Below are 16054 nucleotides of genomic sequence, written 5' to 3'. Positions count from 1 at the left end.
ACAGCAAGTAACCGACATTCAGGCAGAAACACCGCCAACAGAAGATACTGATCCGCGCAAAGCTGCCGTCGCTGCCGCTATTGCCAGAGTTAAGGCAAAAAAAGCCGCTCAGGAACAACAGAAAATTTCAACAGAATAGTGATTGTTATCAATGAAATTCAGGCCCGTTCAAACTGACAATAAAAAGCTAAAAGTCGCAAGTTCGCCTTTTACACACAATCAACAAAGCACCAGCCGCATTATGCTGTGGGTTGTGCTGGCAGCGATACCCGGTATTGCGGTACAAACTTACTTTTTTAGCTACGGTACATTGTTCCAAATCTTGCTTGCAGTTATTACTGCCCTGCTGGCGGAATCATTTGCTCTGTCTCTGCGTAAACAGACGATTATGACTCGTTTGCAGGATAATTCCGCGTTGTTGACAGGCTTACTTTTAGGGATCAGTCTTCCACCACTGGCTCCCTGGTGGCTGATTGTACTAGGAACCGCTTTTGCCGTGATCATTGCCAAACACCTGTATGGTGGTCTTGGTCAAAACCCGTTCAACCCGGCAATGGTTGGTTATGTCGTGTTGCTAATATCATTCCCGGTGCAAATGACCAGTTGGTTGCCGCCTATGGATTTGATGGCAGCACAAATCACACCGCTGGACAGTCTGATGGTGATCTTCACCGGGCATATTCCCGATGGAGCAACATTGCAACAGTTGCAGCAAGGTTTCGACGGAATAAGCCAGGCAACACCACTGGATAGTTTTAAAACCGGTTTACTGACACACAACATTGATGATGTTCTGCGTCAGCCAATATTACAGGGATCTCTGGCAGGCGTTGGCTGGCAATGGGTCAACATTACCTATCTTATTGGCGGGCTTATTATGCTCAACAGAAAGGTTATAAGCTGGCAAATTCCTGTGGCATTTATCGTCATGTTAGGTCTATGTTCACTCGCAAGCTGGTTGATTGATCCCAGCCGTTATTCCCCGCCATTATTACAACTATTTTCTGGTGCAACCATGCTGGGCGCATTTTTCATTGCAACCGATCCGGTCAGTGCATCCACAACACCCAAAGGTCGTTTAGTTTTTGGCGCAACGATTGGCTTGCTAGTCTGGGTCATCCGTGTTTATGGTGGTTATCCTGATGCGATAGCATTTGCTGTCTTATTGGCGAACATCACCGTGCCACTGATTGACCATTACACTCAACCCCGCGCTTACGGGCACAAATAAGGAGCCGTTATGTTAGAAACAATGCGACGTCACGGCATCACACTGGCTATTTTCGCTGCAATTACTACCGGATTGACGGCTGTTGTGAATTCACTGACTAAAAGTACCATTGCAGAACAGGCCGCGTTACAGCATAAGTCACTGCTTGATCAGGTTGTTCCACCTGCTTTGTATGACAACGATATGCAAAACGAATGTTATCTGATCAGTGCCGATGCTTTGGGAAACAAACTACCTCATCGTCTCTATCTGGCCCGCAAAAATGGTCAGCCGGTGGCCGCAGCGTTGGAAAGTACAGCACCAGATGGCTATTCAGGGGCTATTCAGTTACTGGTCGGGGCAAATTTCTCAGGAAAAGTGTTAGGCGTACGAGTAACAGAACATCATGAAACCCCTGGCCTGGGCGATAAAATTGAAACCCGGATTTCAGACTGGATCAAAGTATTCTCAGGGAAAACCGTAAAATCAGATAATAACCGGCACTGGGCGGTGAGAAAAGATGGTGGCGAGTTTGATCAATTTACCGGTGCCACTATTACCCCACGCGCTGTGGTAAACTCCGTCAAGTGGACCACTCTCTATTTACAAACTGTACCTGAACATCTCTCTTCTCTGGAGCCCTGTGGAGAAAAATCATGAGTGAAACCAAAAAGTTGTTTACCCAAGGGCTGTGGAAAAATAACTCCGCTTTAGTACAGCTGTTGGGATTATGTCCACTGCTGGCGGTGTCTTCCACGGCAACCAATGCACTGGGTTTAGGGCTAGCAACCACACTGGTTCTGGTCTGTACCAACATTGCTGTGTCCAGCCTGCGTCGCTGGGTTCCCAATGAAATCCGCATCCCGATTTATGTCATGATAATCGCTTCGGTTGTCAGTACCGTACAAATGCTGATTAACGCCTACGCTTTTGGTCTATATGAATCACTGGGGATTTTCATTCCATTGATCGTCACTAACTGCATTGTTATTGGTCGCGCTGAAGCCTATGCTGCCAAAAATCCGGTCATGCCTTCTGCCATTGATGGTTTAGCCATGGGATTAGGTGCCACTTTTGCGCTGTTTGTTCTCGGTGCTATGAGGGAAATTCTTGGCAATGGAACTCTGTTTGATGGCGCTGATCTGCTGCTAGGCAATTGGGCTAAAGTGCTGCGGATAGAAATTGTTCATATGGATTCCCCTTTCCTGCTGGCTATCTTGCCTCCGGGCGCTTTTATTGGCCTGGGATTAATGCTGGCAGCAAAATACCTGATTGATGAAAAAATGAAAACCAGAGCAATAAAAGAAAAAAGCAATGCAGTAGCAATATCACCAGAACCAGAGAGCACCATTTGATATGAACAAACAAAGCCGTATCGAAATTTTAACGCGCTTACGCGATAACAACCCAAAACCAACGACTGAATTGGTTTTCACCACGCCCTTTGAGCTGCTTATTTCAGTACTGCTCTCAGCTCAGGCGACAGATGTCAGTGTTAATAAAGCGACAGCGAAACTCTATCCGGTTGCCAACACACCTCAGGCCATTCTTAACCTCGGCGTGGATGGGCTGAAAGAGTATATAAAAACCATCGGCCTGTATAACACCAAAGCGGAAAACACCATTAAAACCTGCCGGATCTTACTGGAAAAACATGATGGTGAAGTTCCTGAGGATCGTGCGGCATTAGAAGCATTGCCAGGCGTTGGCCGCAAGACAGCCAATGTGGTGTTAAACACCGCTTTTGGCTGGCCAACCATTGCTGTAGACACCCATATTTTTCGGGTGTGTAACCGTACTCATTTTGCTCCCGGTAAAAATGTCAATGAAGTCGAAAATAAATTACTGCAAGTCGTTCCGGCTGAATTTAAAGTCGATTGCCATCACTGGCTTATTTTACATGGACGTTATACCTGTATAGCCCGTAAACCTCGTTGTGGTTCTTGCATTATTGAAGATTTATGCGAGTACGATTGCAAACAAGAGTTGTAAAAGGCTAAGGGCCGTTGCGGTGAGACGAATGATCGGAAAGAAGATGATTTCACTCACCCTCCCCTTACACCCAATTAGAATCAGAAATTCTACACGCTATCAAGAATATCCAATTTCCTGTTAACTTATTTCTCATGCTCTTAGTCTTTGGCAGATACAATCTTCACATCAAATATTTGCTCGACAACCATCTTTGGTGACGTCGATAAAGACCAAACAGAGAAGTACAATACACCAGTCAAAAGAACGAATAACAGAGAACCAGCAGCGCCTTTGATAATATCTAATACATGGTTAGGTTTAATATTATTCAGTTCAGAATGGGCTTTTGCTGAAAAGAATACTTCCCTTTCCTCAAGATCTTCTTCAAGAACATCAGCCAAAAACCTCTCTGTCAACACAGTAGCCTCGCTACGGTAAAACTCAAGTTGCGCCGGAGACATTGATAATTCATTGAAAGGTTGAAGATCGATATCTGTTGGCGCTCTTTGATGTTTTTGTTTAAAATCTTTAATGAACTGAATTTTTTGACGTTTGTAGACAGAATAGGAAATGATTCCATGAATATCATCATCCGAGTCTACTAACTGTTCATAGATACAACTATATTCTTTAGCCACAACACCACACTAACCTTTAGGATGCCTAACAGACAGAGACGCGGAGCTCCATGCTATTTTCAGCTCTTCACCAGATTTCTTCAGAGCATGATTACTAAACCCATAAACAGCACTAGCACGATTTGAAGGCTCCACTTGACGCCTTAACATGCCCCTCGCAGCGCGCTTTACTGCTGTCGTGAAATTTGAATTTACTTTGTTCATAGCCACTCACTCCAACAAAAAACCGCATTATACTACCATAATAATGGAAATCCCTCTTAAATCCAGATTGCAAAAAATTTGGGCTATTAGGTGATTTATTTTGCAAATACGATTTTCAACTTTCACCATGTTATATTGCTTTTAAGCCTAAAGAAAAAGTTTACCCTGAGTAATTATTGTAATTTTCATTACAAAATCCATACTGTTTTATGCTATTTTGAAGATGTTGCTTGCTCGACACTGCTGATTCGCGTAAAAATGTTGTTCCAAAACTATCTGATAATAACCCTCAACTTTCTCCGGATATTATGTTTCAAAACAATCCGCTGCTTGCACAGCTAAAACAGCAACTTCATTCCCAGACACTCCGCGTAGAGGGCCTCGTAAAAGGCACAGAAAAAGGTTTCGGATTTCTGGAAGTCGACGGACAAAAAAGCTATTTCATTCCGCCTCCACAAATGAAAAAAGTGATGCATGGCGATCGGGTTACCGCCGCTATTCATACTGATAAAGAAAGAGAGATCGCCGAACCCGAAACATTGGTCGAACCATTTCTAAATCGCTTCGTTGGCCGTATCCAGAAAAAAGAAAATGACAACCGTCTATGGATCGTTCCTGATCACCCTCTGCTAAAAGACGCCATCCCTTGCCGCCCGGCCAATCAAGTCACTCATCCGTTTCAGAACGGTGACTGGGCCGTCGCTGAAATGCGCCATCATCCTCTGAAAGGAAGCCGTGGCTTTCATGCAGAAATTACCGGCTATATCACCGAAGGCGACAATCACTATGCGCCCTGGTGGGTAACATTGACCCGTCACAATCTGGAACGTAATGCGCCAGAGATGACGGCCGATTGCCAGTTGAATGATGGCGATCTTGAGCGGATAGACTTAACTTCTCTGGATTTTGTCACTATCGACAGTGCCACCACAGAAGATATGGATGACGCTTTGCATGTCGTCAAACAAGATGACGGCAGCCTGAAACTCAGCATAGCCATTGCTGATCCAACAGCTTATATCGCGGCTGACAGCGAACTGGACAAGATTGCTCATCAACGTGCTTTCACTAACTACCTGCCAGGTTTCAATATCCCCATGCTACCGCGCGATCTGTCAGAAAACTTATGTTCTCTGCGTCCTAATGAGCGCCGTCCCGCCTTGGTTTGTCAGGTGTCTATTCTTGAAGATGGTCAGCTTGGTGACGATATCGCGTTTTTCTCTACCTGGGTTGAATCAAAAGCGAAACTGGTTTATGACGAGGTTTCTGACTGGCTGGAAGGAAAAGGTAGCTGGAAACCTGCTTCTGAATCCATTGCGACGCAAATCAATCTCTTGAAAGAAATGAGTGAACGCCGTAACCAATGGCGTCATCAACATGCACTGATTTTCAAAGATCGCCCTGATTACCGCTTTATCCTTGATGAAAATGGTTATGTGCTGGATATCGTCGTAGAACAACGCCGTGCATCAAACCGTATTGTTGAAGAAGCGATGATCACTTCTAACCTGTGCGCGGCAAAAATACTGCGCGATAAGTTAGGCTTTGGCGTCTACAATGTCCATACCGGTTTTGAGCCACTCCAGATTGAACAAGTGGTTGAATTACTAAAAGAAAATGGTATCGAAGAAAATGCAGAAGAGTTGCTGACATTGGATGGCTTCTGCACATTACGTCGTGAATTGGATAAACAGCCAACACAATTCCTTGATAGCCGTATTCGCCGTTTCCAAACTTTTGCAGAAATTAAACCTGAGCCTGGCCCTCATTTTGGCCTCGGTTTTGATGCTTACGCCACCTGGACATCACCCATCCGTAAATACAGCGATATGGTTAACCATCGCTTACTGAAAGCAATTATTCAAAAAACGGATGCAGAAAAACCAGCAGAAGAAACCTGCCTGCAACTGGCTGAACGTCGCCGCCTGAACCGTATGGCTGAACGCGATGTGGGTGATTGGCTATATGCGCGTTTCCTGCAACCCCATGCAGGAACCGAACAACAATTTACCGCAGAAGTCATTGATATTACCCGCGGTGGTTTGCGTGTCCGTCTGGTAGAGAATGGCGCGGTCGCCTTTATACCGGCACCATTCCTGCATGCGGTGCGCGATGAACTGCAATGTAGTCAAGAAACCGGCACCGTGATTATCAAAGGTGAAGCCGTTTACCAATTGAATGATATTATCAACGTCCGTATTGAAGAAGTCAGAATGGAAACGCGTAATATCGTCGCTCGTCCCACAGCCTGACTTTCCTCATCAAACTATATTGAATCAAACTACAGCGTAACCGCTGTAGTTTGTATTTAAAAATCAGCAACCAGATGTCAGGAATTACATCATATTCTGCTCTGCTCGAGGCGTCACAATATTGAACCAGAATGGAAAGTTATCCAGCATCCCAATAAATTCATTAAACTTAGTGCGATCGCCCTTAATTTTCACATTCCGTTTTTGTACCTGATCGTCAAACTCTTCTTTGCTCAAGTGAATTTTATCCAGAACAGTCTTGGCTAACGTTAATGTGACATCAGCCCGTGTCACTTGTTTATCCGTATAATTCAGCACCCCATTTTCCACGGTCAGTGTATAACGCTTATTGAGATCGGTGAGATTAATGTTCATCACCAATTTCTTACCGGCAGCTTTAGGCCCATTCAACCGCACTGCCAGGTAATCGAATAACATTTCAGGTGATATGGCACGAATAGTATCCGGGCTACCAGCATTCAGGCCGCCAGATTTTGGTACACCGTGACGCAGTTCCGATGCGCCCTGCAAATAGATCGAACGCCAGGAGTTTGATTCGGATTGATAACCCAACTGCTCATAAGCTTTAGCCAGTAAGGTTTTTCCCACCACACTATCGGGATTAGCAAAAACAACATGTTTGAGCACTTGAGCCACCCAACGGTATTCGCCCTTATCAAAATCAGCCTGCGCCCGTTTTATCAACGCCGCTTCACCGCCCATATATTCCACATATTTAATCGCAGAAGGTTTCGGAGGCAAGTTATTCAAATCAGAAGGATTTCCACTGTACCAACCCATATAGAACTGATAAACCGCCCGCACATTATGGCTCAGTGATCCATGATAGCCACGGTTCGGAAAATAACGTGCAAGCTCTGGTGGCAATCTGAGCATCTCGGAAATTTCTTCACCCGTGTAGCCTTTATTCATCAGATTCACTGTTTGGTCATGAATATATTTGTATAAATCGCGTTGTTTTTTAAAATAATCCACCACACGCTCTTTACCCCACATCGGCCATTGGTGGCTCTGGAATTTTACCTCGACTTGATCCCCATATAACTCAATAACTTGATCAATATATTTCGACCAGGCTAAAGCATTACGTACCTGAACACCTCGCAACGACAAAATATTATGCATGGTATTCGTGGTATTTTCCGCCATCCACATCGCTTTCCATTGTGGAAACCAAGTATTCATCTCTGCGGGAGCTTCCGTACCAGGCGTCACCTGAAATACCATCTCCACACCATCAATCGTTACTTTTTCACCCGTCAGCTTGATAGTACGTGTTGGTGGGATCAACGTTACCGTTCCAGTCGCAACTTCCGCACTCAAACCTGTCCCTACATGCCCCTGTGGAGCCCGTGGCAACAAAGAACCAAACATATAAATAGCCCGACGACTCATGGCATTACCGGCAATCACCTTTTCACTAGCAGCCTGTTCCATAAAACCTTCTGGCGCAATAACTTGCACTTTTCCTGCTTTAACATCCTCCTCGTTGACAATACCGCGTACACCACCGTAGTGATCAACGTGAGAATGGCTGTAAATCACACTCACCACCGGCTTCTTACCCAAGTGTTTACTGACCAGATCATAGGCTGCTTTTGCTGTTTCAGTGGATGTAGCCGGATCTAAAACAATCCACCCGGTATCTCCTGCAATAAAGGTCACATTAGCTATATCATAACCACGCACTTGATAAATACGATCGCTCACTTTATAGAGCCCATATTCCACATTAAGTTGTGCATTACGCCACAAGCTGGGGTTAACGGTATCTGGAGCCGGTGTTTTATCGGTAATAAATTTACGATAACTATCAAGATCTAATATTACGTTACCTTTATCATCACGAATAATCAGAGAATCAGGTCTGGCAATAAGACCTCGTTTAGCATCATCAAAATCAGATTTATCATTGAATGGTAATGTTGATGCCATCTCAGCATTAACTTTTTTAGTGATTTCAGTAGCAGGAAGAGAAAGTTTATCGTGACTAAATGATGAAAAACTAAAAGTGGCAAACGATACTGCGGTTGAAATAGTTAATAAGCATTTGTAATTCATAAGATAATATTCCTTTAGACAGATTAATTAGGTTATTAAAACCAGAAGTAACTTTATCCATAAAAACCAAACGATATGAATCATAGCCTGGTAATAATAGATAGTAATATGGAAATAAGTAAAGGAAACAAATCCAAGTTATCTCTATTAGAATCCCCACAAAAAATATTTGTTATTATAGGAAAACTATAAAACAGCAACATTAATCTCCATTGTTCGTTATTAAAACCTAATAACCTGACATATTAAACTTAAGAAAATAAGTATACGTAACCCTCTGTTAACAAATCGCTTTGCCAAAACTCACCATCATTTATATATCAAAATTTATAACACACTATTTATTCATCCTTTTATAGAAAAATATAACCATGTGATTACAAAATAATTTATATAGTGATAATTTGATTAATTGATAATTTTAAATATTAATAATTAGTATTTGAAATTAACTTGGGTTCACTATAATCCAACGTGATCATCAATGTGATCTCAGATTCACCGAGTAGCATTTCTATATAAAGAGTAACCAAGGTAAATCAGGTTAGTGCGGTAGCTATTGTCTATAGCTCAGTGCTAATAAAAACAAAATAATAATCTCTTTTAACTCGCAATATAAATGAAAAATAAAGGAAATAATTATGGCCACAACTACAGATCAAATCGCTGTTGACTATCCTATTCCTACTTATCGATTTGTTGTCTCCGTTGGTGATGAACAAATCCCTTTCAACAGCGTTTCTGGGCTCGATATTACGTATGATGTAATAGAATATAAAGATGGTACCGGTAATTACTATAAAATGCCGGGCCAACGTCAGTTAATCAATATTACGCTACGTAAAGGGGTATTCCCTGGGGATACTAAACTTTTTAACTGGCTTAATTCCATTCAGCTTAATCAGGTTGAGAAAAAAGACGTTGCAATTAATCTGACCAATGAAGCCGGGACAGAAATTTTAATGACCTGGAGCGTAGCAAATGCGTTCCCAACTTCATTAACCTCCCCTTCTTTTGATGCCACCAGCAATGATATTGCAGTTCAAGAAATAAAACTTACTGCGGATCGGGTAACCATTCAGGCAGCTTAAAACATTTACGAAAAATACCGCCCAATAATTGGAGGCAATATATGCCAACAACGACAACCTATCCCGGCGTTTATATTGAAGAAGACGCCTCACTGTCACTTTCTGTTCGCTCCAGTGCAACGGCAGTGCCTGTTTTTGCTGTCAAAAATGAAAATTCATTAATATCAACTAATACCCATATTCGTATTAATAGCTGGCTGGAGTATTTAAAAATAAAAAACGGGCCGTTTACTCCCACCAACATACTTGATATCTCGTTACGTGCCTATTTTATTAACGGCGGCGGATATGGCTACCTCGTCAAAACCGACAATTTAGCAGATCAAGTTCCAAAACTTGACGATGTCACATTACTGGTTGCGGCTGGAGAAGATATCAAGACTGCGGTAAGTACACTTTGCCAATCAGGAAAAGGATTATTTGCCATTCTTGATGGTCCAACCGGAGAGTTAAATTCTGATGGCACATCTCGAAATGATTATGACCAAAACTCTTTTGCCGCCGTTTATTATCCTTGGCTAACTGCCGAATGGGGGACAAGTAAAGCCAACGTTGATATTCCACCTAGCGCCGTGATGGCCGGTATTTATGCCAGTGTCGATAACAGCCGAGGTGTTTGGAAAGCACCTGCAAATGTTGTATTACAAGGCGGAGTGAAACCGAAGTTTAAAGTCACAGATGATTTGCAAGGTACCTATAATACCGCTAAAGCCATCAATATGATCCGTGAATTTCCAAATACCGGTGCTACCGTCTGGGGAGCCAGAACACTTGAAGATAGCGATAACTGGCGTTACATCCCAGTTCGCCGCCTGTTTAACAGCGCGGAGCGGGATATCAAAAATGCCATGAGTTTCGCGGTATTTGAACCCAACAGCCAACCAACCTGGAAAGCCGTACACCGGGCTATCGATAACTATCTCTATGCCCTCTGGCAACAAGGCGGACTGGCAGGCAACAAAGCTGAACAGGCTTACTTTGTGCAAATCGGTAAAGGCACCACCATGACCGAAGACGATATAAAACAGGGAAGAATGATTGTCAAAGTCGGTATGGCGGCGGTTCGGCCTGCTGAATTCATTATTCTGCAATTTACCCAGAACGTTGCCCAGTCTTAATAGAGCCGGTAATTGATTCAGGATCACCGCCTATTTACCTTATTTAAGGAAAACCTTATGGCTTCTGCAACCTATACCACACCGGGCGTTTATATTGAAGAAGACGCCTCACTATCACTATCGATTAACTCCAGCCCCACAGCAATTCCCGTTTTTATTGGTAAGTTTTTCAAAAAAGACGGGAGCCAACCAGTAAAAGGGAGCTGTATTAGAATCGCCAATTGGTTGGATTTTACTTCGCAGTTTTTATTATCACCCGGAGTATCAGTAAAGGCTACAGCTGAGGATAGTGACACAAAAACCTATACCTATGCCGCCACTGTCACAGCTACTTCTCCCAGTGCCTTTGCCATACAGCACTATTTTAATAATGGTGGCGGTATATGTTATCTGTTGCCGTTGATAGAAACTGACCAAAGTGCTGTAACAACAGAATTAGCAACTCTGCCGAACCTGATTGAAAAACAACAGGAGATCACCTTACTGGTTTGTCCTGAAACGGATGACACGTTAGTAAACTGCACAAAACAAGAGGTCTATAGTGCGGTAAACCCACTATTGAAGGACAAAGTGGGTTACTTCCTGATTGCTGATCGTAAAGACGGGACAGAAAAACTAGGTACCCAGTTAGATAAAACCGCCGTTTATTACCCTGATTTAGTGACTTCTTTTACTTATAGCCGACCAACGGATGCTGATATTGCCCTGAGTGGTTATGATGATAAGGCTAATCTGGCAGTACTGAAAGATGCTTCACCAGAGGAATATGCTAAAGCTAAGAAAGCCGTCGATAATGCATGGAGCACTAACGTACCAACAACCCCCATTACCTTACCCCCAAGTGCCGCAGTCGCGGGTGCCTATGCCGCAACCGATGCCAATCGTGGTGTCTGGAAAGCTCCCGCTAACCTGGCATTGAATAATGCTAAACCATCTGTGGCGATCACAGATACCGATCAAGGTACCATGAATAAAGCGGGTATTAATGTCATCCGTGCCTTTACCGGCAAAGGAACACTAATTTGGGGAGCCCGCACATTAGATGAAACGGACAATTGGTGCTATATCCCGGTTCGACGCTTATTTAATGCGGCAGAACGGGATATCAAAAAGGCAATGCAATTTGCTGTCTTTGAACCTAATAGCCAGCCAACCTGGAAACGGGTACAAGCAGCCATTGACAACTACCTCTATCAACTTTGGCAACAAGGGGCGCTAGCGGGAAATAAACCGCAAGAAGCCTATTTTGTCCAGATTGGTAAAGGTGTCACCATGTCCGACACTGACATTCAACAAGGCAAAATGATTGTCAAAGTCGGTATGGCCGCCGTGCGTCCGGCTGAATTTATTATCCTTCAATTTTCACAAAACGTAGCACAGTAATCGTACTGAGGCGCGGTTTAACACCGCGTCCATTCAGTCATTGAGGAGATTATAATGACAACAGAGACAAAACAGCCTGGCGTCACAATAACGGAACACTCGATATCCTTGAAGCCAAATAATAAATTTATCGGTGTACCCGTTTTTATTGGTTACACCGATAAAAGTTCAGACAATAAAACAGCAGTCAAAATAAACAACCTGGTCGATTTTATCCAACCATTTGGTGAGTCAGGATTAATGTACTATTCAGTCCGCCACTTTTTTGACAACGGCGGCCAGCAAGCTTATGTATTGTCACTAGGTCTTAATGAACAGCTAAACAATTTCCAGTCATTAATCACCGCACTGCAACAGGATTGGGTTAAACAAGCCATTTCAGCAGAGAACGAAATCACATTGATTGTTGTGCCTGATATTGTCCAATTTAATCAGATGGATGATACCAGTGCCCGATGGCTAGAAGCCTGGCAATCAGTGCTCAATCTTTGCAAAAGTCGGCGCGGCATCATGGGATTATTGGATGCCCCGGACGATCCAACACTAGCAGCTAATTGCCTAGCTAATTTTTCCTCAAGTGATCGACAGTGGGGTGCCGTATACTGGCCAAGGCTGATAAGCACTTATCAGGAGAAAGATAAACATATCGTACTTTCGCCTACCGCTGCGGTCGCCGCCGTCATCCAGTGTAACGACAGCCAGAAAGGAATATGGACCGCGCCCGCCAATGTAGCTTTAGCCAAGGTGATCAGCCCGGTACGCTCTTATATTGAAGCCGACGGCCTCTTTAATCGGGACAGTACCTCACTGAATCTGGTTCGCAGCTTCCCCGGCAAAGGCATTAAAATCTGGGGATGCCGCACTCTGGACAACATACCCGATTCTCCCTGGCGCTATATCCAAATCCGCCGTCTGGTTTCCTATATCGAAACCCATATGACTCAACTGGGCCGTGCCTTTGTCTTTGAACCTAATAACGCGATCACCTGGATGAAGTTTAAAGGTCAGGCCTACAACTGGCTGCGTCAGTTATGGTTAAAAGGCGGATTGCGCGGCACCCAGGAAGATCAGGCATTTGAGTTACTACTGGGTGTGAACGAATCAATGAGTGAAGCGGATATACTGGCCGGGAAAATGATCATGAAAATCAAACTAGCCCTATTAATTCCGGCGGAATTTATTGAGCTGAATCTGACATTTGATACCCGTACCGGAACCACCCATTAAATTAAACAGGGGCAAAACATGCACAATTTATACACCCCGTCAGTGTCACACCGTTTTATCGCCAGCTTTCTTTTTAACAATATCCCCAGCCCGCTCGACATCGCCTTTCAACGGATATCAGGTCTGAACCGTGAGTTGCAAACCACCCAACACAGCCAGGGCGGGGAAAACGCCAGAAATGTCTGGCTGGCCGAAAAAATCCAGCATGGCAGCCTGGTGCTGGAGCGTGGTGTCATGACGATCACACCGCTAACCTTAGTGTTTGATCGCGTCCTGCGCGGCGAAAAAGCGATTTATGCCGATGTTGTCGTCATGCTGCTAAATGAACAATCTTTACCCGTGGGAAGCTGGACAATCAGTAATGCGCTACCGGTTCGATGGTCCACCAGCGACTTTGATGCCAATAGCAATGCCGTTTTGGTGAATTCCCTGGAATTACGTTACCAGGATATGCGCTGGTTAGGAGTGAAAGCATGACCGTTGAAATTAAAGAACTGATTATTCAGGCCAAAGTCACCGATTCCGCGAGTGACCCATTATCCCCACGAACATTAGCCCAGGAAAAACTGGATAACGCCCGTCTGATTGATCTGGTGAAACAGGAAGTGTTAGACGCATTGCGTGAAACAGGAGGCTATTATGAGCTTAATTGAACGCGGCCTGTCCAGACTCACCCTCACCGCCTTCAAAGACCGGGAAGGGAAAGTTTCCGTCGGCAGTTTACAGGCCATGTATAACCCCGACACGATCCAACTCGATTATCAAACCCGCTATCAACAAGATGAAAGTGTTAACCGTGCCAGCCAAAGCAGCCGTTATGTGTTATCCCAGCCAGCCGGATTGTCATTAGTTCTGCTGTTTGATGCATCCATGCCCGGTAATAACACACCTATAGAAACACAGCTTGCCACCCTGAAATCCCTGTGTGCAGTAGATGCCAGCACCAAAGTGCCCCACTTCCTTAAAATCAAATGGGGAAAAATGCGCTGGGAAAACAAAGGATATTTTGCCTGCCGGGCCAGTGGCCTCACTGTCAGTTACACTCTGTTTGACCGGGATGCTACTCCGTTGCGGGCCAGTGCCACCTTATCCTTAATCGCGGATGAAAGCTTCGTTATTCAGGCTACCGAACGGCAATTAAAATCACCCCCAACCACAACGGTCAGCGTAACCGATATGCTTTCCCTGCCACTGATAGCATTGGGTGCAGGTGCTTCTCTGGCCGGTGGCATCGATTATCTCTCTCTGGCCTGGCAAAACGGACTGGATAATCTTGATGACTTTACCCCCGGACAAACACTGCAAGCTCAGGGGGATGCATGAAAATACCCACTATAACCATTAAGATAGGTAGTAAGACGCTCAATCAATTTACTGTGATCAGTCTGACAACAAACCATCACATCAATGGCATTCCTTCGGCCAACATCACTCTGGGCATAGCTGGTGATGCCGGTCATATTTTTGACACCAAGACGCAGGCTGAATTAGCAAACTGCCGTCCAAGCCATGAACTCATTGTTCAACTCCAAAAAGCCGTGTTGTTTAAGGGCGTCATCGTTCGACAGACACTGGGGCTTAAAGGTCAGGACAGCATCGTTACCCTGACAGTAAAACATCATCTGCAAAAATTAACCCATAGCTTTCACTCACAGCTATTCAATAAACAGAGTGATGAAGCGATTATCAAAAAACTATTCAATCAAAACGGTATCCAAACAAAGATAAAACAAGCGCCTCAACTCAAAACCACTCATGAACAAATGGTGCAATTTCGCTGCAATGACTGGGCATTCTTAAAAAGCCGACTGGTTGCCACTAACACCTGGCTGCTGCCCGGCAATGAATCGGTGACGTTGACAACACCTAAGGCCCTGAATCATTCAACTGTACATACTATCCACCCGCGTGGCGGCGATCAGGACATTGTGCTGTTTGAAGCGGATCTGCAATGGAATAATCAACACAGCCCTAAAACAGTGAATATACGCGCCTGGGATATTGCCCAACAAAAGCTTTCCCAAGGAACTCAGGCAAAAAACAGCGGGCTTGGCAGTCACAAACTGGCAATAGACAGTATCGAAACCCTAACCAGTCAAGAATGGCAATGGGTTCTCAGCTACCCGCTGGATAATGAACAAACCAAACATCTTGCTCAAGGCATCCTGGATAACCTGCGAAGCCATAACATTTCCGGCAGCGTTGAAGTTGAAGGCAATGACCACTATCAACCCGGTGATCTCCTTGCACTAAACGGCTTTGGTCAAGGCATGGATGGTCAGGTGATTATCACCGGTGTCAGTCAGAGAATTAATCAACGACAAGGCTGGCGCACCCGGTTAACCTTAGGTATGCAGCCAGACGTGGAACATCCCGTACCGCAAGTTAAAGAGCTGCATATCGGTATTGTGGAAAAATACCAACAAGACAGCCAATCACTGGGCCGTATTCCGATCAGAATCCCGGCGTTAAACCTGACTCAAGGTGTACTTTTTGCCCGGCTGGGTAAACCTTATGCCAGTCATGAAAGTGGATTTTGCTTTTATCCAGAACCGGGTGATGAAGTGATTGTTGGTTTCTTTGAGTGCGATCCCCGTTTTCCGGTGATATTAGGTTCCATGCATAATCCTAAAAATAAATCTCCAATAGAACCCAGTGAAAAAAATCCGGTGAAAACCTTAATTATCAAACAGGGAGATAACAAGCAGGAATTAATATTCGACAATAAAGAAAACACAGTGGCCCTTAATTCGACTAAAAACCTCATCACTAATGCCCAAGAAATTAAAATCCAAGCCGAGAAATCCCTGTCAGCTTCCGGAAAATCAGCAGTAGATATTAAGGGTTCGAAGATTAACTTAACACAATAATAAGG

The 16054-nt window shown here is 44.3% G+C and carries 15 protein-coding genes; 13 read left to right on the top strand and 2 right to left on the bottom strand.

Annotation, left to right across the window (positions count from 1 at the left end; translation table 11 throughout):
- Positions 1 to 151 precede the first annotated feature (151 nt).
- The 4 genes from rsxD to nth are packed head-to-tail and all read left to right on the top strand — an operon-like array spanning position 152 to position 3202.
- On the top strand, positions 152 to 1231 hold the full coding sequence (rsxD, locus tag PTE_RS24570; RefSeq protein ID WP_036848282.1) for an electron transport complex subunit RsxD: 1080 nt from the start codon (positions 152 to 154) through the stop codon (positions 1229 to 1231).
- 9 nt (positions 1232 to 1240) lie between these two features.
- Positions 1241 to 1870 carry an electron transport complex subunit RsxG gene (rsxG, locus tag PTE_RS12675; protein WP_036847076.1) on the top strand — a complete coding sequence of 210 codons (630 nt, stop codon included), beginning with the start codon at positions 1241 to 1243 and terminating at the stop codon, positions 1868 to 1870.
- Positions 1867 to 2565: an electron transport complex subunit E gene (locus PTE_RS12670; protein WP_036847073.1), complete on the top strand. Its 699-nt coding sequence runs from the start codon at positions 1867 to 1869 to the stop codon at positions 2563 to 2565. Before rsxG ends, PTE_RS12670 begins: the two co-directional genes overlap by 4 nt.
- A 1-nt stretch (position 2566) precedes the next feature.
- A complete protein-coding gene (gene nth / locus PTE_RS12665; RefSeq protein ID WP_036847068.1) occupies positions 2567 to 3202 on the top strand; it encodes an endonuclease III in 636 nt (211 codons plus the stop codon).
- Between the two features lie 140 nt (positions 3203 to 3342).
- Here nth and PTE_RS12660 read toward each other — a convergent pair whose 3' ends face one another.
- The gene (locus PTE_RS12660; RefSeq protein ID WP_036847065.1) at positions 3343 to 3822 is read right to left on the bottom strand and encodes a hypothetical protein; all 480 of its coding nucleotides are present in this window, start codon (positions 3820 to 3822) and stop codon (positions 3343 to 3345) included.
- A 512-nt stretch (positions 3823 to 4334) separates the two neighbouring features.
- Here PTE_RS12660 and PTE_RS12650 point away from each other — a divergent pair.
- Positions 4335 to 6278: an exoribonuclease II gene (locus PTE_RS12650; protein ID WP_036848280.1), complete on the top strand. Its 1944-nt coding sequence runs from the start codon at positions 4335 to 4337 to the stop codon at positions 6276 to 6278.
- Between the two features lie 84 nt (positions 6279 to 6362).
- Here the strand turns inward: PTE_RS12650 and PTE_RS12645 are convergent, their stop codons facing one another.
- Positions 6363 to 8360, bottom strand: a complete 1998-nt coding sequence (locus tag PTE_RS12645) for an alkyl/aryl-sulfatase (protein ID WP_036847059.1) — start codon at positions 8358 to 8360, stop codon at positions 6363 to 6365.
- A gap of 641 nt (positions 8361 to 9001) precedes the next feature.
- Here PTE_RS12645 and PTE_RS12640 point away from each other — a divergent pair.
- From PTE_RS12640 to PTE_RS12605, 8 genes are read left to right on the top strand one after another with little or no spacing between them, the layout of a single operon-like run.
- Positions 9002 to 9451, top strand: coding sequence for a phage tail protein (locus tag PTE_RS12640; protein ID WP_036847057.1), 450 nt, complete (start codon positions 9002 to 9004; stop codon positions 9449 to 9451).
- Between the two features lie 41 nt (positions 9452 to 9492).
- Complete coding sequence (locus PTE_RS12635; protein ID WP_036847054.1) at positions 9493 to 10569, top strand: phage tail sheath family protein; 1077 nt, start codon at positions 9493 to 9495, stop codon at positions 10567 to 10569.
- A gap of 57 nt (positions 10570 to 10626) precedes the next feature.
- A complete protein-coding gene (locus tag PTE_RS12630) occupies positions 10627 to 11952 on the top strand; it encodes a phage tail sheath family protein (RefSeq protein ID WP_036847051.1) in 1326 nt (441 codons plus the stop codon).
- 54 nt (positions 11953 to 12006) lie between these two features.
- Positions 12007 to 13179 (top strand): phage tail sheath family protein, encoded by a 1173-nt coding sequence (locus tag PTE_RS12625; RefSeq protein WP_036847048.1) that lies wholly within the window; start codon positions 12007 to 12009, stop codon positions 13177 to 13179.
- Positions 13180 to 13197: 18 nt separating this feature from the next.
- Positions 13198 to 13656 carry a phage tail protein gene (locus tag PTE_RS12620; RefSeq protein ID WP_036847045.1) on the top strand — a complete coding sequence of 153 codons (459 nt, stop codon included), beginning with the start codon at positions 13198 to 13200 and terminating at the stop codon, positions 13654 to 13656.
- Positions 13653 to 13832 (top strand): DUF5908 family protein, encoded by a 180-nt coding sequence (locus PTE_RS12615; protein WP_036847042.1) that lies wholly within the window; start codon positions 13653 to 13655, stop codon positions 13830 to 13832. Before PTE_RS12620 ends, PTE_RS12615 begins: the two co-directional genes overlap by 4 nt.
- On the top strand, positions 13819 to 14502 hold the full coding sequence (locus tag PTE_RS12610) for a CIS tube protein (RefSeq protein WP_036847038.1): 684 nt from the start codon (positions 13819 to 13821) through the stop codon (positions 14500 to 14502). Before PTE_RS12615 ends, PTE_RS12610 begins: the two co-directional genes overlap by 14 nt.
- Positions 14499 to 16049: a phage baseplate assembly protein V gene (locus PTE_RS12605; RefSeq protein ID WP_036847035.1), complete on the top strand. Its 1551-nt coding sequence runs from the start codon at positions 14499 to 14501 to the stop codon at positions 16047 to 16049. The genes PTE_RS12610 and PTE_RS12605 overlap by 4 nt, the downstream gene beginning before the upstream one ends.
- Positions 16050 to 16054: the final 5 nt, after the last annotated feature.

The organism is Photorhabdus khanii NC19 (assembly GCF_000517265.1).
GTDB lineage: Bacteria > Pseudomonadota > Gammaproteobacteria > Enterobacterales > Enterobacteriaceae > Photorhabdus > Photorhabdus khanii.
This window is presented reverse-complemented; position numbering and strand designations above follow the sequence as displayed.